19 protein-coding genes are annotated in these 20,930 nt (G+C 67.0%); 9 read left to right on the forward strand and 10 right to left on the reverse strand.

Annotation, left to right across the window (positions count from 1 at the left end; translation table 11 throughout):
- Positions 1–14: 14 nt before the first annotated feature.
- Complete coding sequence (locus ACVWWN_RS37690; protein WP_457148412.1) at positions 15–707, reverse strand: demethylmenaquinone methyltransferase; 693 nt, start codon at positions 705–707, stop codon at positions 15–17.
- Positions 708–773: 66 nt separating this feature from the next.
- Between ACVWWN_RS37690 and ACVWWN_RS37695 the strand changes: the two genes are divergently transcribed.
- From ACVWWN_RS37695 to ACVWWN_RS37715, 5 genes are all read left to right on the forward strand, one after another.
- Positions 774–1,295, forward strand: a complete 522-nt coding sequence (locus ACVWWN_RS37695; protein ID WP_457148413.1) for a hypothetical protein — start codon at positions 774–776, stop codon at positions 1,293–1,295.
- Positions 1,292–1,741, forward strand: coding sequence for an RDD family protein (locus ACVWWN_RS37700; RefSeq protein ID WP_457148414.1), 450 nt, complete (start codon positions 1,292–1,294; stop codon positions 1,739–1,741). The genes ACVWWN_RS37695 and ACVWWN_RS37700 overlap by 4 nt, the downstream gene beginning before the upstream one ends.
- 103 nt (positions 1,742–1,844) lie before the next feature.
- On the forward strand, positions 1,845–2,669 hold the full coding sequence (locus tag ACVWWN_RS37705) for an SDR family oxidoreductase (RefSeq protein ID WP_457148415.1): 825 nt from the start codon (positions 1,845–1,847) through the stop codon (positions 2,667–2,669).
- A 69-nt stretch (positions 2,670–2,738) separates the two neighbouring features.
- Positions 2,739–3,500 (forward strand): SDR family NAD(P)-dependent oxidoreductase, encoded by a 762-nt coding sequence (locus ACVWWN_RS37710; RefSeq protein WP_457148416.1) that lies wholly within the window; start codon positions 2,739–2,741, stop codon positions 3,498–3,500.
- Positions 3,501–3,695: 195 nt separating this feature from the next.
- Positions 3,696–7,883: a patatin-like protein gene (locus ACVWWN_RS37715; RefSeq protein ID WP_457148417.1), complete on the forward strand. Its 4,188-nt coding sequence runs from the start codon at positions 3,696–3,698 to the stop codon at positions 7,881–7,883.
- Between the two features lie 16 nt (positions 7,884–7,899).
- On the opposite strand, the gene ACVWWN_RS37720 is transcribed toward ACVWWN_RS37715, so the two are convergent.
- Positions 7,900–9,027 (reverse strand): glycosyltransferase family 4 protein, encoded by a 1,128-nt coding sequence (locus tag ACVWWN_RS37720; RefSeq protein WP_457148418.1) that lies wholly within the window; start codon positions 9,025–9,027, stop codon positions 7,900–7,902.
- Between the two features lie 133 nt (positions 9,028–9,160).
- Here ACVWWN_RS37720 and ACVWWN_RS37725 point away from each other — a divergent pair, with 133 nt between their 5' ends.
- Positions 9,161–9,850, forward strand: coding sequence for a DsbA family protein (locus ACVWWN_RS37725; RefSeq protein ID WP_457148419.1), 690 nt, complete (start codon positions 9,161–9,163; stop codon positions 9,848–9,850).
- Here ACVWWN_RS37725 and ACVWWN_RS37730 read toward each other — a convergent pair.
- The 6 genes from ACVWWN_RS37730 to ACVWWN_RS37755 form a co-directional block, all read right to left on the reverse strand.
- Positions 9,837–10,409 carry a DUF3592 domain-containing protein gene (locus ACVWWN_RS37730; RefSeq protein WP_457148420.1) on the reverse strand — a complete coding sequence of 191 codons (573 nt, stop codon included), beginning with the start codon at positions 10,407–10,409 and terminating at the stop codon, positions 9,837–9,839. The two genes, ACVWWN_RS37725 and ACVWWN_RS37730, sit on opposite strands and share 14 nt — an antisense overlap.
- 38 nt (positions 10,410–10,447) lie before the next feature.
- The gene (gene menD / locus ACVWWN_RS37735; protein ID WP_457148421.1) at positions 10,448–12,109 is read right to left on the reverse strand and encodes a 2-succinyl-5-enolpyruvyl-6-hydroxy-3-cyclohexene-1-carboxylic-acid synthase; all 1,662 of its coding nucleotides are present in this window, start codon (positions 12,107–12,109) and stop codon (positions 10,448–10,450) included.
- A gap of 2 nt (positions 12,110–12,111) precedes the next feature.
- Positions 12,112–12,894: an alpha/beta fold hydrolase gene (locus tag ACVWWN_RS37740; protein WP_457148422.1), complete on the reverse strand. Its 783-nt coding sequence runs from the start codon at positions 12,892–12,894 to the stop codon at positions 12,112–12,114.
- A 10-nt stretch (positions 12,895–12,904) separates the two neighbouring features.
- Entirely contained in the window at positions 12,905–13,645 is a 741-nt protein-coding gene (locus ACVWWN_RS37745; protein WP_457148423.1) for a DJ-1/PfpI family protein, read from the reverse strand.
- Between the two features lie 24 nt (positions 13,646–13,669).
- A complete protein-coding gene (locus tag ACVWWN_RS37750; RefSeq protein ID WP_457149432.1) occupies positions 13,670–14,638 on the reverse strand; it encodes a GlxA family transcriptional regulator in 969 nt (322 codons plus the stop codon).
- Positions 14,639–14,935: 297 nt separating this feature from the next.
- The gene (locus ACVWWN_RS37755; RefSeq protein ID WP_457148424.1) at positions 14,936–15,913 is read right to left on the reverse strand and encodes an o-succinylbenzoate synthase; all 978 of its coding nucleotides are present in this window, start codon (positions 15,911–15,913) and stop codon (positions 14,936–14,938) included.
- On the opposite strand from ACVWWN_RS37755, the gene ACVWWN_RS37760 reads away from it, so the two are divergent.
- The 3 genes from ACVWWN_RS37760 (at position 15,912) to ACVWWN_RS37770 (ending at position 17,590) form a co-directional block, all read left to right on the forward strand.
- Positions 15,912–16,412 carry a DUF427 domain-containing protein gene (locus ACVWWN_RS37760; RefSeq protein ID WP_457148425.1) on the forward strand — a complete coding sequence of 167 codons (501 nt, stop codon included), beginning with the start codon at positions 15,912–15,914 and terminating at the stop codon, positions 16,410–16,412. The two genes, ACVWWN_RS37755 and ACVWWN_RS37760, sit on opposite strands and share 2 nt — an antisense overlap.
- Before the next feature lie 101 nt (positions 16,413–16,513).
- Positions 16,514–16,996, forward strand: a complete 483-nt coding sequence (locus ACVWWN_RS37765; RefSeq protein ID WP_457148426.1) for a TspO/MBR family protein — start codon at positions 16,514–16,516, stop codon at positions 16,994–16,996.
- 9 nt (positions 16,997–17,005) lie between these two features.
- On the forward strand, positions 17,006–17,590 hold the full coding sequence (locus ACVWWN_RS37770; RefSeq protein WP_457148427.1) for an SOUL family heme-binding protein: 585 nt from the start codon (positions 17,006–17,008) through the stop codon (positions 17,588–17,590).
- On the opposite strand, the gene ACVWWN_RS37775 is transcribed toward ACVWWN_RS37770, so the two are convergent.
- Both ACVWWN_RS37775 and ACVWWN_RS37780 read right to left on the reverse strand, forming a co-directional pair.
- Positions 17,587–19,149, reverse strand: coding sequence for a long-chain-fatty-acid--CoA ligase (locus ACVWWN_RS37775; RefSeq protein ID WP_457148428.1), 1,563 nt, complete (start codon positions 19,147–19,149; stop codon positions 17,587–17,589). The genes ACVWWN_RS37770 and ACVWWN_RS37775 overlap by 4 nt on opposite strands.
- 30 nt (positions 19,150–19,179) lie before the next feature.
- A complete protein-coding gene (locus ACVWWN_RS37780) occupies positions 19,180–20,790 on the reverse strand; it encodes an amidohydrolase (RefSeq protein ID WP_457148429.1) in 1,611 nt (536 codons plus the stop codon).
- Positions 20,791–20,930 lie beyond the last annotated feature (140 nt).

Below are 20,930 nucleotides of genomic sequence, written 5' to 3' on the forward strand. Positions count from 1 at the left end.
GGCGAAAGTCGCTATCAGCGAGTAGGTTTCGTCGCGGCGTGTAGCGCGACGATGCCGCCCGTCAGATTGCGCCAGCGCACCGCAGACCATCCCGCATCGGCGATCCGGTGCGCCAGCTCCACCTGAGGGGGCCAGGCCCGGATCGACTCGGCCAGATACACGTACGCGTCCGGATTCGACGACACCGCGCGGGCCACCCGGGGTAGCGCCCGCATCAGATACTCCTTGTAGACGGTCGCGAACAGCGGGTTGGTCGGTGTAGAGAATTCGCACACCACCAACCGGCCGCCCGGCCGCGTCACCCGCGCCATCTCGCGCAGCCCGGCGGTGTGGTCGACCACGTTGCGCAACCCGAAACTGATCGTCACCGCATCGAACACCCCGTCGGCGAACGGCAGCCGCGTCGCATCACCCGCGACCTTCGGCACCCGCCGCCCCGTCCCCGCGGCCAGCATGCCGACCGAGAAGTCGGCGGCCACACACCACGCACCGGACGCCGAGAGCTCCACCGTCGACACGGCCGTACCCGCAGCCAGGTCGAGCACCTTGTCTGTGGGCCCGATCCGCAGCGCCGAGCGGGTCGCCCGCCGCCAGAACCGGTCCTGGCCGAGCGACAGCACGGTGTTCGTCAGGTCGTACCTACGCGCGACGGCATCGAACATCGACGCCACTTCACGTGGGTCTTTGTCCAGCGACGCGCGGTTCACGGAGCCGACGGTACCCGGTTGGCCAGTCGGGGCCGTTTCACGCTGATACGCAACTACGATGCGGACGTGACCGACCGCGTCGATGTGCTGAGGAACCCGGTGGTGTCCACGGCCGCGGGCGCCGCGGCGCTGGCCGTCGGCGGGGCCGCCACGACATACGGATTGGTGACCCGGCTGCCGGTGGTCGGCCCCTTGGTCCGTCGCGGCGCCGCCGCTCTTTCGGCCCAGGGCGAGCAGGTGATCGCCCACGGGCTCGACCCGGTGCGGACGCTTGTCACCGCACTCGCGGTCCGGATGGTCGAGCAGATCCTGGCCCAGCTCGATCTGACGGCACTGGTTCGCGAGCAGGTGGACGTGAACGCCATCGCCGCCGAATTCGACATCGACGCGATCGTGGACCGCATCGACCTGATCGGTCTGGCCAACAGGGTGATCGACGGCGTCGACCTGCCCGCGATCATCCGCGAATCGACGAACTCGGTCACCGCGGAGGTGATGACCGACGTCCGGACTCAAGGGGAACGGGCCGACGACGTCGTCGCCGGAATCGTCGACAGGGTCCTGGGGCGGAGCCGGGCGCCGCGGTGACGCAGCCGACCCTCAGCTCCGGGGATGCACGCCCTGCCGGAATCGTGAGCCGGGGACTCGCTGCGGTGATCGATCTCGTGGTCGTGCTGGTCGTCATGGGTGCGATGTACATCGGTTTGGTGCTGGCCCATCTGGTCTTCTCGCCCACCGCGTTCAGCCTGCCTTCGCTCAACGCGGTGTTTTCCTCCATGGTCGCGTTCGCGGTCGCGGTGCTTTATCTCGCCGGCTGTTGGGCGGTGTCGGGATGCACAGCGGGAGCGGTGGCGATGGGGCTACGCGTCGTCGGCCGTCGCTCTCAACGGGTCGGTCCGGTCGTCGGATTGATCCGCGCGATCACCTGCGTGCTGTTCCCCGTCGGCCTGCTCTGGGTCGCCGTCGACCGGAATCGACGATCATTGCAGGACATCGTGTTTCGCACTCGCGTCTACTACAGCCGCCCAGATTGAAGCTTTTGCCAGCCGATTCCCAGCCGGGGGTTTGGGCAAATCGGGAATGAGGAAACCGATCGCGGCCTTGAACCGCTGTGACCAGTAAAGGGAAGGTTCGACTATGACCGAAAAGATTTGGTTCATCACCGGGACATCACGCGGGTTCGGCCGCGAATGGTCCATCGCCGCCCTGGAGCGCGGCGACAAGGTGGCCGCCACGGCACGCGACACCACGACGCTGGCCGATCTGTCGGAGAAGTACGGGGACGCTGTACTACCCATCCGGCTCGACGTCAACGATCGTGACGCGGACTTCGCCGCCGTCAAGCAGGCTCACGACCACTTCGGGCGGCTGGACGTCGTCGTCAACAACGCGGGCTACGGGCAGTTCGGCTTCGTCGAGGAGCTGACCGAGCAGGAAGCCCGCGACCAGATCGAGACCAACCTGTTCGGCGCGCTCTGGGTCACCCAGGCGGCGCTGCCGTACCTGCGCGCCCAGCGCAGCGGGCACATCCTCCAGGTGTCGTCGATCGGCGGGATCACCGCGTTTCAGAATGTCGGCATCTACCACGCGTCGAAGTGGGCGCTCGAGGGGCTGTCCCAGTCGCTGGCGCAGGAGGTCGAGTCCTTCGGCATCCATGTCACGCTGATCGAACCGGCCAGCTTTTCGACCGACTGGGGCGGTTCGTCGGCCAAGCGCTCCGCTGCGCTGCCGGACTACAAAGAGGTCCACGAGGACGCCGACCGGAAGCGCAGCCAACGAGCGTCGAAGTCAGGAGATCCGAAGGCGTCGTCTGCGGCGGTGCTGAAGATCGTCGATGCTCCCGTGCCGCCGCTGCGGGTCTTCCTCGGTGCCCAGCCCTTCGGCCTGGCCAAAGCCGACTACGAGAACCGCCTCAAGACGTGGGAGGAGTGGCAGCCCGTCGCCGTCGAGGCCCAGGGCTGACCGTTTGAAACTTTTGGATATGTTTCGGCGTTGTTAACAGCAGATCACATCTGCTGGAGAGGCGACGTCATGCGCAAGGTCTGGTTCATCGCCGGGGCATCGAGCGGGTACGGGCGTGCCTGGGCGCGCATTGCTCTCGAACGAGGTGACCTGGTTGCGGGAACGGCCCGCGATGTCGGGATGCTCTCGGACCTCGCGGCGGCTTTCGGAGATTCGTTCCTGCCGATCGAGCTCGACGTCCGCGATCGCGACGCGGACGTCGCCGCGGTCAAGGCGGCCCACCGTCACTTCGGCCGGCTGGACGTGGTGGTGGCCAACGCGGCGTACGGACAGTTCGGCATGGTCGAGGAACTGTCCGAGAAAGAGGCGCGGTCACAGATGGACGCAAACTTCTTCGGCCCGCTGTGGATCGCCCAGGCCGCCATGCCCATCCTGCGCGGACAACGCAGTGGCCACATCATTGCGGTCTCGTCGGACACCGGCAGCGCCGCCCAACCGGAGCGCGGCGTCTACACCGCCTCGACGGCGGCGTTGCGGGCGTTGTCGGATTCGCTCGCCGCCGAGGTGGCGCAGTTCGGAATCAAGGTGACCTTCCTGCAGCCCGCCCGCACCGGCGCCGACTGGATCGAGGTGGCCGCCGAACACTCCGCTGTTCTGCCCGCATATCGGACGAACCACAGGCTGCCCGACGGTCCCCGCCGCGCCTACCCGGGCGCCGACGATCAAGCCGCGGCCGCGGCGATGATGACGATCGTCGACGGCGACGCACCGACGCGCCAGGCGTCTGTCGTTCCGGCCACGGATTACGTCGGCGCCGGCTACGTGGCATGACTCGAAGAATGCCGACAATGGCAACGAATTTCGAATGACGCGCAGGCTGCTTTTGACCGGCGCTTCTTTTGAATACGCCATGCGTGTAGTACCCGCGGTGCAGACTTTTGCGAAACTATTGCCGTTTTCGCGCTTATCGAGGGAAATGCCGTAGCACAATTGCTCTGACCTTCTACGATGGCGACAGCAAACGTCATGAGCGGAAGAGCAGACATCATGGGGGATAACGCTCGCCCAGAGTCACCCGGATACCGGAATCGAACGTTGCGACTCGCGCTGGCGATGCGTGGCGGTGTCAGCCTCGCGGTGTGGATCGGCGGCGCCGTCGCCGAGATCGACTTGTTCCGCCGGGCCTGCCGGCAGGCGGCGGCATCGCGATCGAACCTCGTCGCGGAGAATGAGAATGGCCGGCGCCGGGATCGCGCCGAGAAGTACGTCGAGTTGTTGATGACGACCAAGTACGACCGGGTCGAGGTCGACATCCTGGCGGGGGCGAGTGCCGGCGGACTGAATGCGGTGTTGTTCGGGCTGGCCCAGACGTGCGGCACCGTGATGGACGAGCCGGTCCGAAGCACTTGGATCGACTCCGGTGGAATCTGGGATCTGTTGCGAGAACCCGGATTCGGACGAGTTCCGTCCATCCTGAAGGGGGACGAAAGACTCTTCTCGGTGGTGCGAGATGCCCTGACAATCATCGCCAATCCGGCGAACACCGATAGCAAGTCAAAGGTGTTGGTGCATCGGGAAACCCGGGCGGAGCGGCTCGACGTCGAACTCGCCGCGACGCTGCTGGACGACCCCTACAACGAGGAGCGGGGAAACCGCGCCAGCTTCTCGTTCACCAAGACACCCGGTGATCTGGATTCCCACTTCACGACGATTCCCGGCACCGACGAGGCACGACATCCGATCGGGGTCGTCGCACTGAACCGGATGGCGCTGGCCGCGCGGTCGACATCGTCGTTCCCCGGGGCCTTCGAGCCCGCGGGCATCTACTCGTCTCCGGGCCACAGCGAGGATTTCAATCGCGGCCACATCAGACATCCGGCACCCCAGTCCGGCGACGGCACCGATGACGGTCTGTACGTCAACATGGCTCGGGCCTTCCTCTATGCCCGACCCAATGACAAGACGGGCTCCGAACCGTTCAATGTGGTCGACGGCGGCATTTTCGACAACATTCCCATCGACCGCGCCATCCGGGCGATCCGTCGCGCCCCCACGTCACAGCCCTCCGAACGATGGCTGATCTACCTCGATCCGGAACCACCCACCGCCAGCGAACCGGTGACCGAGTCGAAGAAGCACAAGTCGAGTGCCGCCAGCTGGGTTCCGGTCATTCGCAGATCGATGGCGCTGCAGCAGCGCACGGAAACGGCGTCGGACGAGCTCCGGGCGCTGCAGGGCCACAACCAGGCCGTGCTGGCGGGACGCGGCCGGCTGGAGGCACTGGCCGCCTTCCTCGACAATCTCCGCGAATCCGACCATGCGACGGCGTCGGCGAAGAAGATCGTCAACGACCAGTCGTACAACCAGTGCCGGATCGCCACCGACACAGCCAAAATCGCCACCCTGCTTGCCGAGCCGTGGTCGGAATTGTGTCAGCCGCCGCGTGAAGCCATCGACTATGCGAGCCTCGCGCCGGAGAAGTCCCTGTCGATCAAGTGGTGGGTGCAGACGGCGTACAACGACCCGACTGTCGATTGGGAACTCCCATGCGACGTCTACGCGATGATCGATTGGGTTCGCATCCTCATCGCTTGGGTGCATGCGCTGGAGAAGCTCCTGGAGGAACTGGCACAGGATTCGGCGGCGGTCCCGGAGGCTCGCACCGCGTTGTCGTCGCAGCTGGAGAAAAGCAAGAGCCGCCTCTACCGCTGTGTCACCGTGCTTGTCGAGGCGAAGCGCCTCACCACTGACCTGGTGCTGGCCGAGCCGCTCAGGGATGACGCCACAGCGGCCCGCAACTACGACCTCACCGAATTGCCTCTCCGCCTGGAGCTGGCGCGTAACCTCCAGCGCAACTTCACGATGCCGACCGACTTGGCGCAGCAACTGCGGCAGGACGACGTCGACGAGGCCAGGTTCTTCGAAGTCCTGAAGGGCTGGTCGGAATCTCACTTCGAGACCCACCGCTGCCTCATCGCGCTGTTCGGTGCGGGGCGGTTCTCCCCCGCTCTCGTGTTGACCGAGCCGTTCGACGGCAGTCTGGGCCCCGAGTCCAGCCAGATGTTCCTGCAGCGGCTCACCGCCGACCCAGTGGCCGCGAAGGCACTGCGAGAAGCGGTTTCCAGCGACGAGAGCTGCCGCAGATGCCTGGCCAAACTCGCCGAGGCCGCGAACAGCGGGGCGGTCAACGAGAGTCTTGCCGAAACCCTTTCCGCGGAGCTGAATGTCCTCCGCGAGGTGATCGAAACACACTCCGAGCCGATTGTCGCCGCGCTCGGCCATCAGCCGCTGAAGAAATGGTGGCGGCAGTGGAGCGAGTCTGTGTACTCCCGCTTTTATCGGCCGCCGCTGAGCGGGTTGTCTCTCGACGAGATATCGAGACTCTTTGCCACCGCGGGAATTCCGGACAGCAGTTCGATGATCGCGTTCGACGCGATCACCGGCAATGAACGTCCCGAGTTCGATGTGCGCCGACTCGAGAACGGGGCGCGGGCCAAGCAGCTGCGGGCATGGCTCAACCACCTGCCCAAAGAGGCGCCGATGCGTCGTGTCCTGGAACAGCCTCGCCGGGATATCTTGACCGCCGACGCCAAACTGGCCGGAAACGTCATGTCGAGATTCGGCGGGTTCTTCCGGGCTCGCTGGCGCGAAAATGACTGGCAATGGGGGCGACTCGACGCCGCAGCCGGGATCGTCAGAATCCTCAACAAGGGTCGCCCGAAGCCGCTGCCGGAGGACAGCGACGTCCTGCGCAACCACGTCGCAGAGTTACAGGCCTCGATCGTCTTCGAGGCCGCGGAATCCGTCGAGTCATCGGCGAAGTCGACCGGCCGCCGTGGTGAGTCCATCGTCGAGACCGTCGGCGCGGAGGATCTCGGAGCGCTCTCCCCGCACTATCGGTTCGCGCTCGCGTCTCGCATCGTCCCGCTCGTGTACCGGGCACTGATGCCGGCCAAGGATGCGCGTTGGTCGATCGGCGGTATCGCGACGCGGTTCGGCCAGTTCATCATCCGGCCCCTTGCCGTGCCGTTGACGCTGATCGCCGATCCCCTGCGGGCTGTACTGGCGCTTGGCGTCATCCTTGTCGCGGCGAGCTTCCTCGGCGCAGCACGAAGTCAGCCGTATTGGCAGATCACGTTCCTGGCGACCTACCTCATTGTGGGAGTGCTGATCGCGATACGCGCTCAGGTGGCGCGCGCGCGATGGCGCAATCTCATCGAACAGTTGCGCTCAATTGCCGAACCCCAGGACCTGGATGTCTGGGAATGGCAGTCCATTCTGGCCAGAGCCGCCAAAACCAAGCGGTGGTACATCGCCGGTTCGCTTCTGCTCGCCCTCATCACCTGTGCCTGGGCGGCGCACCATCTGTTCTACGTCATCCATGATCAGGCGACCGGGGCCGACCCTCACGTCGCGATGCCTGCCGAATCCATGATCGCGACCACCGGGCTCATCCTCGGCCTGCAACATTGGCTCAACAAGCGCGCCTACCACGTCAGCCCGGAGCCGACCACATTCCGTTCGGCGCTCGACGATTTCCGGCGCAATTGGCGTCGTCGGGTACTGGCGGTGCTGGCAGTGCTCGTGGGGCTCTTCGTCCTGCGGCTCTCGAACGTGATGGCCAACTATCAAGCGGCCAACAACTTTCAGGGCGCCGCACTGCGTCATGGCGACGCGTTGTACTGGTGGTGGCCATCGCTGCCGGGGGCCACCCTGGGACTCGAGGGGCACATCCCCGCCAAGATGTTCTGGCCGGGTCAAACTCCGTGGTGGTGGGATCAGCCACCGATCACCTGGGCCACCGCTGCCGTTGCGGTCGCACTGTTGATCCTGATCTCCCTGTGGGGATGGGCGGACAATCGCTGGGCGGTCGCGTGCACGATCGTCGGCGCGGCGGTGGCCGGATTGGCCCAATGGGGGCTGGACGACCGCGCTTCGGCGTCCCGGGATTGGGCGATCTGGGACGTGCTGCCGATGCTCATCTGGATGATCGTGCTCGGCGCCGTCGTTTCGGTGATGCCGATCCGGCGCACGCGCAATCACAAGCCGGCCAACTACGGCGAAACCGACGTTCCGGTGATCAGATCCGACGTTCCGTTCGCCAGAGCCGAGCCACCGGTAACCAAGACCGACATTCTGGTCACCAGTACCGAGGTACCGGCGCCCATCACCGACGCACCGGCGGTCAACGGCGACGCACGGGTCGCCACATAAGGCGGCAGCGGCTTGGTCAGGCGGCCCTGAGCGCGCGCTTGCCCTGCACGGCCTCGTAGTGGCCGATCAGTTCATCACAGATCGCCGGCCAGGTCCGGCCGAGCACGCTGCGGCGCGCGGCGATCGAATACCGGTGTCTTTCGGCGACCAGGTGGTCGACCGACTCGGTCAGCTTGGTCTCGAATTCGCTGACCGGCAGCAGCAGGCCCGTCCGGTACGGCGCGACGAGATCGCGCGGGCCGCCGGCGTCCGGCGCGATGACCGGCAGGCCCGACGCCATTGCCTCCTGGACGGCCTGGCAGAATGTCTCGTGCTCTCCGGGGTGCACGAACACGTCCATGCTGGCGTAGGCCGCCGCGAGTTCCCTGCCGTACAACGCGCCCGTGAAAACCGCAGTGGGAAGCGCGGTTTGGAGCTTTGTCGCGTCGACACCATCTCCGACGATGACGAGCTGCAGGTCGTCGCGGTGAGCCAGCGTCGCGAGGCGTTCGACATGCTTTTCAGGTGCCAGCCGACCGACGAAGCCCACGATCGGCTTGCCGTCCGGAGACCACTGCCTTCTCAGCGTGTCGTCACGGGACGACGGGGCGAACCCGGTGATGTCCACACCGCGGCCCCATTTGTAGATCCGTGGGATACGGTGCGCGGCAAGGTTTTCCATGGCGGACGTCGACGGGGCCAGGGTTCGGTCAGCGCGTTTGTGCAGGTGTCGGGTCCACGCCCATGCCACCCGCGCCGCCACGCCGATACCGTAACTCTGCGCAAAACCTGCGACGTCGGTCTGGAAGACGGCGACGGTCGGGATCCCCAGAAAGCGGGCGGCATGCAAACCGCCGTAGCCCAGAAGCGCCGGCGATGCCAGATGCACCACGTCCGGATCGAATCCGCGCAGCACCCCCACCATCCGTGGCCGGGGCACGCCGAGGGGCAGCGACGTGACCTTCGGGAACATCCGCGACGGCACCCGATGCACCCGGATACCGTCGTAGACCTTATCGGCGGGCGGTTCGCCGTTCGGCGTGTCCGGGGCGATGACGAGGACTTCGTGGCCCGAACGCCGGAGGTGCTCGATCACCCGAAGCACCGAGTTGGTGACGCCGTTGACATTCGGGAGGAAACTCTCTGCGACGATCGCAACGCGCACATCCAAAGGATGACATCAGCGACTGACTCAAAGGTTGCCTTTGGTTATACGACACGCGAAGATCTCGTGCCGATGATCGTCCGATCCGCGGCCCGCTGGTCAAGTATCGTGCGGACAACGGAGGGCGGTTGACATGCGGATGTCCCGAGGCACTGTGGTGCTGATGATAGGCCTTCTGCTCACCGCCGTCGGCTGCACCAAACAGGTCGCAGGCACGGCGGGGCCGGATCCCGCGAAACCGCCACTGAGCGTCAGCGAGGACGGCTTCGGCATCGTCGCCGGCTTCGACAACGCCCCGGCCAGGATCGAGATCTACACCGAGCCGCAGTGCAACCACTGCGCGGATCTGCAGGCCGATTTCGGCGATCAACTCGCCTACTACATCGCGGTCGGCCAACTCGAGGTCACCTACCGCCCGCTGACATTCCTCGACGACACATCCGGCGGCTACTCCGCGAAAGTCAGCAATGCGCTGTTCCTGGCCACCGAAGGCGCCGGTTCACCCGAGGTGAAGGCGACCGGCACCGAGTTCCAGCGGTTCGTCGCGGAGGTGTGGGCGCATCAGCGTCCCGGCGGGGAACCACCCACCGAAGACGAACTGCAGGAGATGGCAACGAAAGCCGGCATGCCCGAGCCCGTCGCCGACAACGTCAAGGGCGGCAAGTCGGCGGTCGACACCAAGGACATGGACGATTCCAACTTCGGGTTCCTCTACGAGATCGACAACCTGGAGACGGGCACGCCAACGGTCTACGACCTCGACAAGGGCGAGAAGCTCGACATCTTCGACAACGACTGGCTGAGCAAGCTCATGCAGACCTGAGGCCGTCCGGCATCGACATGTCGGTTCGGCGGAAACGTCGCTCGATCAGGGCCAGCCCGAACAGCGCAGCACCGGCGACCAACCAGCCGACCACCGCGATCGAACCGGCCGGAATGATCGCCAGCGCCGCGTTGCGGTGCTGAACCCGCACGATATCGGGGTCGTTCTTGTCGTACTCGACGTAGATCCGCATCCCGGTGTCGAGCTCGGACGGGTACAGCACGCCGAGCTCCGGGCGGTAGGTGACCCGGTCGGGCGTGACGAACTCGATGGTCGAACGGCGCGGACCGGCATTCAGCACGCTGGCCTCCGCGACGCCCATGTGGCGTTCGATCTGCCGGTCGTTGCGCCACGCGCCGAAGACCAGCAGCACCGATTGCAGCGTGACCAGGCATGCCACTATCACGATGCCGATTCGAATGCGCCGCAGGATGCATGCCGGTCGCGTCTCGTTCGGCTCACCGCTCAAATGCGGAACCACGATGAGCCACAACGCAACCAAACGTCGCCGCAGAGCACTCACAGTGCCTCGTCGTTCGCTCGGCTCACAGTGCCTCATCGTTCGCTCGGCTCACAGTGCCTCATCGTTCGCTCGGCTCACAGTGCGGCCTTGATCGATGCGTGCAGCGCGCGCAGCGACGACCGGTCGGCCTTCACCTCCAGCACCCGCATCCCCTCGAACGGCTCGGCCAGCGCATCGACGAGACCGTCGGCCTCGATCTGCCTGCTCTCGACGTGATAGGCGCGGCACAGCGCGCCGACGTCCACATCGTGCGGCGTGCCGAAGATTCGCGACGACACATCGGAGAACCGCGGGTCGCCCTGCTCGAGTAGTTCGAAGATGCCACCGCCGTTGTCGTTGGAGACGACGATCGTGAGGTCGCGCGGCGTCGGCTCCGTCGGCCCGATCAGCAATCCGGAACTGTCGTGCACAAACGTCAGGTCCCCGATGAGTGCGATCGTGCGCGCACGCGCGGTGCCGCCGGCCGAGCGGCTCCGGTCGTGCGCCAGGGCCGCGCCGACCGCCGTCGACACCGTTCCGTCGATACCGGCCACGCCCCGGTTCGACCGCACCTTGACATCTTGGGTGTTCAGCCCGACCAGCGCCGCGTCGCGCACCGGGTTGGACGCGCCGAGCACCAATTGGTCGCCGGGCCGAACCGCCGCGGCCACTGCGGCGGCCACATGCAGACCGGTGGTCAGCGGGTGGGCCGCGAGTTGCGTGCGAACCGCCTCGATCGCGTGCTGGTTGACCTCGGCGCACCGACGCAGCCACGCCGGGTTCGGCTCGCCGCTGGTGACCGCGCGGGTGCCGGTGGCCAGCGAGTTTCCCGAGACGTCGGGCCAACGGGGGCCCGTGGTCAGTGCGTACACCGGAACGGCGGGATCGGCGAGCAGCGACGAGACCGGGCGATGCAGTGTCGGGCGGCCCAGCATGATGACCTGCTGCGGCCGCAGCAGCCGCAGCGCGAACGGATGCAGCGGATTGTGCGCGGGCGGCGCGGTCGGCTCGGCGACCGTCGGCAGCGCGGCGAGATTCGGGTGGACGCCCGCGCCATGACCCGCGATGACCACCGTGTCGGGTGTCAGGTCGATGTCGAGCGGTTGGTCGAAGGACACCGGTGGCGTGTTGGTCCACGGCTTGCCGCCGGGGCGACCCTCGGGCGCGTAGACCGTCACCGGATCGGGTTCGGCGTCGGGAACCAGCGGTTCGCGCAGCGGGATGTCGAACTGCACCGGGCCCGCATTGCCCGATCGAGAGCCGGTGGCGGCCACCAGGACTCGGCACGTCGCAGAACGCCACTGCGCGTTGAGGGCATTCATGCGGTCCGTACCGCCCTCGGCCAGGCCCAGGCTGATCGCCTCACGGACCTGCGTCCCGAAGTAACCCAGCTGCTCCATCGTCTGGTTGGCGCCGGTACCGAGCAGCTCGTACGGACGGTTCGCCGACAACACGATCAGCGGCACCCGCGCGTAGTTGGCCTCCACCACCGCGGGCCCGAGGTTGGCCACCGCGGTGCCCGACGTCATGGCGACGCAGACCGGCGCGCACTCGGCGACCGCCAGCCCGATCGCCAGGTAGCCCGCCGTTCGTTCGTCGATGCGTACGTGCAGGCGCAGCCGCCCGGCCCGATCGGCGTCATGCAGCGCGAACGCCAGCGGTGCGTTGCGTGAACCCGGGCACAGCACGACGTCTTTGACGCCGCCGCGAATAAGCTCGTCGACGACGACGCGGGCTTGCGCGGTCGAGGGATTCACCATTACAGACTATCGGCGAAGAATTTCAGCACCGCCGCGTTGACCGCCTCCGGCGCCTCGAGGAATCCAAGGTGCCCGGTATCGGGAATCTCCAGGTAGGACGCGTTGGGGATGGCGTCGGCAACCTCCTTGGCGAGGTGCGGCGGCAGCACGACATCGTCGGCGAACCCGATCACCAGCGTGGGCGTCGTAATACTTCGGTAAGCCGCCAGCCGATTGTCCTGGGGGCCGATGCCGAGCTGGCACCGGTAACCCGGTGTCTGTTTGACCGGCCACATGGTGAACATGTCGATCCAGTCGCGCACGGCGATGTCGTCATTGAGCGTCTTAGGCGAAAAACTCTCAAGGAGGCGCACTTTCGCGTCATAGTTCGGCGGTGTGCGGGCACCGGACTCGCCGAACTCCCATTCGGCGATGCGAAAGAACTCCCGCGCCCGATCGTGCCTGCCGCGGGTGGCCATCAGCACCGCCTGGCTGACGAGCTCCGGGCGCGCGACCATCATTTCCTGCGCGATGTATGAGCCCATCGACACCCCGACGACGCGCACCGGCGCAATGTCGAGCTTTTCGATGAGCGCAGCAGTGTCGCCCACCATCGTCTCGGTGGTGAAGCCGCCGGCGCTCTCGGTGGCACCCACCCCCCGATTGTCGAAGGTGATGCATCGATACCCGGCCCGCTGGAACTCGGGCACCTGGTGCAGGTGCCAGGTGCGGCCGGCGCCGCCACGACCGGCGATGAACAGCACCGGATCGCCCGATCCTCGATCGTCGTAGGCCAGATTCACCCCGCCGACGCTACTTGAGGCCGATTTCCGCCTTGCGACCACGCTGCGACCGAACGCGCTGGATCGCGGCGTTCCACAGCAGCTGCACCGACGGGCTCAGCTGGCGGTGCTTGACAGCGTCCAGACTCAGCAGCGCCGTGGCGGTCGCCTTGGTGGCAACGGACGCCTTCGACATGTGACCGGAGTCGAACGGCGGTTGCGGGTCGTATTCGATGACCAGCTGCACCGCCTTGGCCTTGGCCTCGCCACAGATCTGGCCGTAGAGCCACATCGCGAGGTCGATACCCGCGGAGACCCCCGCCGCGGTGACGAACTTGTCCTCATGGACGATCCGCTGGTCGCCGACGGCCTCGACGCCGAACGGCTTCAGCATGGGCAGCGCCATCCAGTGCGAGGTGGCGCGACGGCCCTCCAACAGTCCGGCCGCGGCGAGGATGACCGAACCCGAGCACACCGACGTCGTCCAGGTCGAGGTCTTGTCGGCGCGCCGCACCCAGTCGAGCAGTTTCTCGTCACGGGCATGCTGGAATGTCGTCATGCCGCCGGGCACCAGAACGATGTCGGGTGAGGGCGTCTCGTCAAACGAATGCGTGGCACCGACGAGCAGCACGCCGGAATCAGCGGTGATCGGTCCCGGTTCATGCCAGACGAACCGGACCTCGGCGTCGGGCAGATTGCGCAGCACCTCATAGGGCCCGATGAAGTCCAGGGCGGTGAAGCCCGGATACACGACGATTGCGATCTGGGTCATTGTCATCTCCTTCTCGTTTCCAGGTCAGGCGAACGTCTTGCGGTAATGGTCGGGCGGGATGCCCAGCCGTCGAACGAAATTGCGGCGCAGCGTCTCGGCGGTGCCGAACCCGCAGCGCGCGGCGATCACGGTGACCGTGTCGTCGGTCTCCTCGAGTTGCCTGCGGGCTGCCTCCGTGCGGATCCGCTCGACATAGGCGCCGGGCGCCTCGCCGACCTCGTCGGTGAAGACGCGGGTGAAATGGCGCGGGCTCATCGCGGCGCGCCGCGCCAGCTCCGGGACGCTGTGTGCGCCACCGGGTTCGGACTCGATGGCCTCCTGCACGTCGCGGATCGGCGCGCGCTTCGCCCGCGGCATCCACACCGGCGCGGCGAACTGGGTCTGACCGCCGGGCCGCCGCAGGTACATCACCAGCCAGCGGGCCACCGTCTGCGCTACGTCGATGCCGTAGTCGTCCTCGACGAGAGACAACGCCAGGTCGATGCCGGCGGTGACACCCGCCGCGGTCCAGACCTTTTCGGAGCCGCGGACGAAGATCGGTTCGGGATCGACCTCGACCGTGGGGAATTCGCGCGCGAGTTGTCCGGCGAACGCCCAGTGGGTGGTGGCGGTGCAGCCGTCGAGCAGACCGGCCTGCGCGGCGAGGAACGCACCCGTGCAGACGCTGACCACACGGCGGGTGTGCTCGGCGGCGATCTGAATCCAGCCGATGACATCCGGCTGCCGACGCACGGCGTCCACCCCGGCGCCGCCGGGCAACACCAGCGTGTCGATGGGCTCCCGCGGATCGGGCAGTGGTCGGGCGACGAGCTCGAGTCCCGTGCCGGTGTTCGCCGGTTCGCCGTTGCGGGAGACGATGCCGACGCCGTAGCCCTCGCCGCCGCGTTGCTGTGCGGCCAGGTAGACGGTCGCGCCGGTGAACACCTCGAACGGCCCGACCAGGTCGAGAGCCTGGATGCCGGGATAGCCGAAGATCAGCACCGATCGCGCCATGGGCTCAGTGTTCGCGCCCGCGGCCGTGGCGTCTACGCCGTGGTCCCCACACATCAGGACATGGGCCGTCCCAGCTTCTTCAGGCCGCACGACCTTGGTGAACGGCCGCAGGGCGCCGATCGCGATGCGCAAGCTGCGCTGCAACGGCGGCAAATCGAAGACGGCATGGAGATGGTCGGTACCCAGGAGGAGTCGGCCCACGCCGCGACCGGCGCGGATACCGGACATCGCTGAACTCCAACCGTCGTCGGTGGGTTCAGTCACTGGGCGCCCTTCGCGGCGGCTTAGAGTAAGGGTCTACTCGAATCGCAGCCGGTAGCAGGCGGTGACACGCTCGATCCACCACTGCCGCCGCTCGGGCGGCGCGGCCAGGGCCGCCAGACGGGCCGGGTCCGGCGTCACCTGTCCGACGGGCAGATAGCCGTCGACCGGCGCCACGCCCTCGGCGACGTCCTCGACGAACAACCGGCCCGTTCCGAGGCCGCACGCGTGCTGTAGGTGCGGCAGCGCCGCGGCGGCGAGCAGCCCCCGCCCGATGCCCACGGCCGAATCCAAGGCGCTCGACACCACGATCGGGATGTCGATCTGCTCGGCGATGTCCAGCAACTTGCCCACGCCGCCCAACGGGGCGACCTTGAGCACGGCGATATCGGCGGCGCCCTCGCGAACGACGCGCAGCGGATCGCCGGCCTTGCGGATACTCTCGTCGGCGGCGACCGGCACGTCGACCCGGCGCCGAAGCTCGGCCAGTTCGGGCACCGTGGCGCAGGGCTGCTCGAGGTACTCCAGCGCACCGTCGGCGGTCAGCGCCCCGGCGGCCACAACGGCGTCGTCAACGGTCCAGCCGCCGTTGGCGTCCACCCGCACCGTCGGCACAAGTGCGCGAACGGCGTTGACCCGCGCGACGTCATCGCGCAGCGACTGCCCCGGCTCGGCGACCTTGACCTTCGCGGTGCGCGCTCCAGGGAAGCGGGCAAGCACCTCGGGAACCTCGTCGGCCGTCACGGCGGGGACGGTGGCGTTGATCGGGATGCGGTCGCGACCAACCTCCGGCGGCGGTTCATAGGCGGCTTCGACGGCCGAGGCCAGCCAATGCGCGGCCTCCGCCGGCCCGTATTCGAGGAAGGCTCCGAACTCGCCCCAGCCAACGGGGCCGTCGATGAGCGCCACCTCGCGAACCGTGATGCCGCGGAACCGAACCCGCATCGGCAATGCCACGACGTGCAGGCGATTCAGAATGTCGGTCAGCCGCGGCACACCTAGAGTGTCGTTCATGGCTGCCCGACCGACTCCCCAGACCCCGGGCCCGGGGCAGGAATCGGTGTGGGACTACCCGCGGCCGCCGCGGCTGGAAGAGTTCAGCGGCTCCATCACCGTCGAACTCGGCGGCGAGACCATCGCCTCGAGCAGGCACGGCTGGCGAGTGCTCGAAACCAGCCACCCGCCCACCTACTACCTGCCGCTGACCAGCTTCACCGACGGCAGCCTGCGCCCGGCCTCGGGTTCGTCGTGGTGCGAGTGGAAGGGGCAGGCCAGTTACTACGACGCGGTGAGCCGGGCCAAGGTCGCCCGTCACGCGGCGTGGACGTATCGGACGCCGACTCCGGGGTTCACCCAGATCGCCGGTGCCGTCGCCGTGATGGCGGCGCTGGTCGACCGGTGCACGGTCAACGGCGAGGAAGTGCTGCCACAGCCCGGCGGCTTCTACGGCGGGTGGGTGACCAGCTGGATCGCCGGACCGTTCAAGGGAGTTCCGGGGTCGATGGGGTGGTGACCTTCGTCGTCACGACGCGCACTTTTCCCTGCGGTGTTTAGGTTCGTGCCGAACGGGCTATTGTTTAAGAATCTTAACTATCAATCGGGTAGGAGCAAGATGTGCAGATTCGTACCTTGGTTCCTGCCGCGCTGGCCGTCACCGCCACTGCGGTCGTCGGCGGACTGGCCAGCCGGCCGGCGCAGTCGTCGTGGTACCTGAAGCTGAAGAAGCCGCCGTATCAGCCACCGCGGCAAGCCTTTCCGATCGTCTGGCCGATCCTGTACGCGGATATCGCGGCCGTCTCCGCGTCCACGCTAGATGACCTCGAGCGGCACGGGCAGCTCCGGGAGCGTCGCGTCTACCTCGTCGCGCTCGCCACGAATCTGGTTCTCAACGCCAGTTGGTCGTGGCTGTTCTTCAGTCGACGCCAGCTCGGGGTATCCGCGGTTGCCGCCGGTGTGCTGACCGCCAGCAGCGCGGATCTGACCCGGCGGGCCGTCGCTGTGCGGGGCAGCAAGGCGGCGCCCCTGGCCGCCTATCCGGCGTGGTGCGCGTTCGCGACGGCCCTGTCCACCCACATCTGGGCGCTCAACCGCCCCTGAGGAATACCCATGCAAATCATCAAGATTCCGGGACAGATCCTCGAGTCGGCGCTGTCCATCGCCGGCATCCGCATCGGCACCGAAGAACCGCACTGCCTCCGCCGGCCGCTGACGGACAGCGTGGAGATCCGTCGGTACGGGCCCAGGATCGCCGCCGAAACCACGGTGAACGACAACGAGGACCGTGCCCGCGGCGTCGGGTTCCGCCGGCTGGCCGACTACATCTTCGGCGCCAACGAGCGTGACGACACCATATCCATGACCGCGCCGGTCGCCCAGGCCCGAGGTAGCGACGGCCGGTGGACGATTCGGTTCTTCATGCCGTCGAAGTGGACCATGGACACCCTGCCCGCACCTGACAGCGAGGATGTGACGCTGGTGACGGCTCCGGGCGAAACCGTCGCGGTGCTGCGGTTCAGCGGCGACCGTGGTCCGAAGGCCGTGGCCGCACGCACCGACGAACTGATCAGGACGTTGCTCGACAACGGCATCGAGCCGGTCGGCGACGCCGTGGCATGGTTCTACGACCCGCCGTGGACGGTGCCGTTCCGGCGCCGTAACGAGATCGCGATACCCGTCGTGGATCCGACCTAGACCGACCGGCCGGCACTCTCCCAGTGCGGCTTGCGGAGATCCTTCTTGAGGATCTTGCCGGCGGGGTTGCGGGGCAAGGCGTCCATCACGTCGACCGTCTTCGGGCACTTGTATGCGGCCAGCCGCTCGCGGGCGAACGCGATGATCTCCTTCTCGGTGGCTTCACCTTCCAGGGCGACAACCGCTTTCACCGATTCGCCCCACTTCTCGTCGGGCACGCCGATCACGGCGACCTCGGCGATCGCGGGATGTTCGGCCAGTACCCGCTCGACCTCGATCGAGTAGATGTTCTCCCCGCCGGAGATGATCATGTCCTTGAGCCGGTCCTCGACGAAGATGTAGCCGTCGTCGTCGACGCGGCCGATGTCGCCGGTGCGGAACCACCCGTCCTCGGTGATCGCCTCGGCCGTCGCATCGGGCTTGTTGTGGTAGCCCTTCATCAATTGCTTTGACCGGAACCATAATTCCCCCTGGGTGCCGGCCGGCACCTCTGCCAGGCTGTCCGGGTCGACGACCTTCACCTCGGCGTTGGGCACCAGCGTTCCCGCGCTGGACAGCCGCTCCACGTTGTCGGAGCGATGATCGTCCGGCATCAGGTGGCTGATCACACCGCACAATTCGGTGAGCCCGTACGCCTGGATGAAATCCGTATTCGGCCAGGCCTTGAGGGCGGCGCGCAGCAGCGGCAGCGGCATCGGGGACGCACCGTAGGAATAGGTCTTGAGGGCGCTGAACAACTTCACCGCGTCCTCGCCCGACTGCAGCACCTTCGCCAGCACGGCGGGCACCAGGAAGGTGCGGTTGGCGCCGTGAAGGATCGCGCCGGCGAGCGCGGCCCCGTCGACGTCCCGCGTCATCACGCTCGGGATGCCGTTGTGAATGCCGAGCTGGGCGTAGGACGTGCCGCCGACGTGGAACAGGGGCATCGCCACCATGTTCTTGTCGCCGTCGTCGAACTCGAATCCCTCTTGGCCGTTTACGGTGTGCGCGATCAGGTTGGCCTGGGTCAGCGCCACGCCCTTCGGACGGCCGGTGGTGCCCGACGAGTACATGATGATGCAGACGTCGTCCGGTTCGACGGCGGCCGAGCGGTCCACCGGCGTGGCGGACGCGAGCATCCCCTCGTATTCGTCACCATCCTGGCCGCCGGGAGTGACCTCGATGACCTTCTCGACCTTCGGCAGCTTGTCGCGGATCTTGTCGACCGACGGCTTGAGGTCGGCCCCGACGATCAGCACCTTGGCGCCGGAATCGTTGAGCACATAGTCGAGTTCGTCGGCGGCGAGCCGGAAGTTGATGATCGCGTTGGCCGCCCCCAGCGATGCGGCGGCAAACGTCGACTCCAGGCACGCCGGGTGGTTCTTGTCGAGGAACGCGATGACGTCGCCGCGCTTGATGCCGCGTTCGGTGAGCGCGCCGGCCAGCCGCCGGACCCGGTCGTTCCACTGCGACCATGTCCAGGTCCGGTCGAGATAGGTCATCGCCTCGCCGTCGGGCTTGGTTTCGGCCCAGTAGGCCAGACGTTCGTCGAGAAATTGGGGGTCAGCCAGCGCAGGCATGATCAGAAGCGTGCCATGGCCGCGGGCGCATCAGACGTCGTTCGGGTAAACCTGCCGCCCCGCCAGGAACGTCGCGCGCACCTCCAGATCGGCGATCGCCTCGGGCGGCACGGCGCGCGGATCGGCCGACAGAACCACCATGTCGGCGTACTTGCCCACCTCGAGCGAGCCGGTCACGTCGTCGGCGAACAGCTGCCACGCCGCGTCGATGGTCTGCGCCCGGATGGCCTGCTCGACCGTCAGCCGCTCCTCGGGCGCCAGCACCCGCCCGCTCGGTGCCGTGCGGGTGACCGCGACGCTGATGTTGCGCAGCGGCTCCTCCGGTGTGACGGGCGGGTCGTTGTGCAGCGAGATGCGCATGCCGGTCGCGACGGCCGATCCGCATGGCATCCACCGCGCGCCGCGCTCGGGCCCGAACAGGCCGTCGACGATCACGTCGCCCCAGTAGTGGATCTGGTCGACGAAGATGCTGCAGGTGACGCCGAGGTCGTGGGCGCGCTGCAGCTGCTCGGGGCGGATGGCACCGACGTGCTCGAGCCGCAGCCGGTGATCGGACCTCGGGTGCTTGCGCAGCGTTTCCTGGTAGACGTCGAGGATCGTGTCGACGCCGGCGTCGCCCTGAACGTGGCAGGCCATCTGCCAGCCTCGGGGGAAGTAGGCCTCGACGATCTCGGTGAGCTGCTCACGGGTGTAGTTCGCGCAGCCGCACGACCCCGGTGGAATTCCGATCGTGCGGGTGGCGTCGGTGTCCAGGTAGGGAAACGACAGGTCGATGTTGCCGATCCAGGGTGACCCGTCGACCCAGATCTTGATGCCCGGCTGCCGGAGCAGGTCGTCGCCGTTGTCGGGCGCCATGTCAGTGCTCATCGAGGCATTGGAGATCTCGTACGGACGCAGCCGCACGGTGAGCTCGTCGTGCATCTGCTCGACGACCGGGCGGAAGATCGGATCGAACGCCATCTCGGAGCACATCGTCAGCCCGCCCCGGTTCAGCCGCGCGAGTTCGGCGCGCAGCATCTCCGGATAGGCGCTGGGCTGAATGGCAGCGCCGAGCACCGAGAACACCGTGCCGATCTCCTCGGCGGTGCCGTCGAGGTCGCCGTCGGCGTCTCGGCCGTAGCTGGATCCCTTCGGGTCGGGGGTGTCCCGCGTCAGGCCGCTGCGCGAGGCCGCCGCCGAGTTGAAGTAGGCCTTGTGCCCGGAGTTGTGGATGATCACCAACGGTGTCGCGGGAGCGAGGCCGTTCAGCCAATCGAGGGTCGGATCGGGAAGACCCTTCTGCAACAGCGGGTCCCAGCCGTTCAGGTAGGCGCCGTCGGCGCCCCGCTCGGCCACCTCGCTGCGGATCGCGGCAAGCACGTCGTCGGCGTCGGGCAACGTGACGGGCCGGATGTCGACCATCCGGTCGGACAACACGATCGCCTCCATCAGCGGATGACCGTGCGCCTCGACGAAGCCGGGCATCACGCAGCCGTCGCCGACGTCGAGTGTCTGGGTCTGCGGGCCGATCCAATTTTCGATCTCGGAGCGTGTGCCCACCGCGACGATGCGGCCGCCGGACACGGCAAGTGCCTCGGCGGTGGGCTGGAGCTCATCGACAGTGAGGACGGTTCCGGAAACGACCAGGTCAGCGGCGGGCATGCGGCCATGGTGTCAGCTCGGGAAAAGTTCTTCGAGAAATTCCTCCGACCGTGTCGATTTCGAGAGGTTGCCGTTCGACGTCATTGCGAGGGCAGTCCTGAACAAGAATGGACGAGCCCCTTCACCACACACAGAAGGAG

It is taken from the genome of Mycobacterium sp. URHB0021, assembly GCF_054057895.1.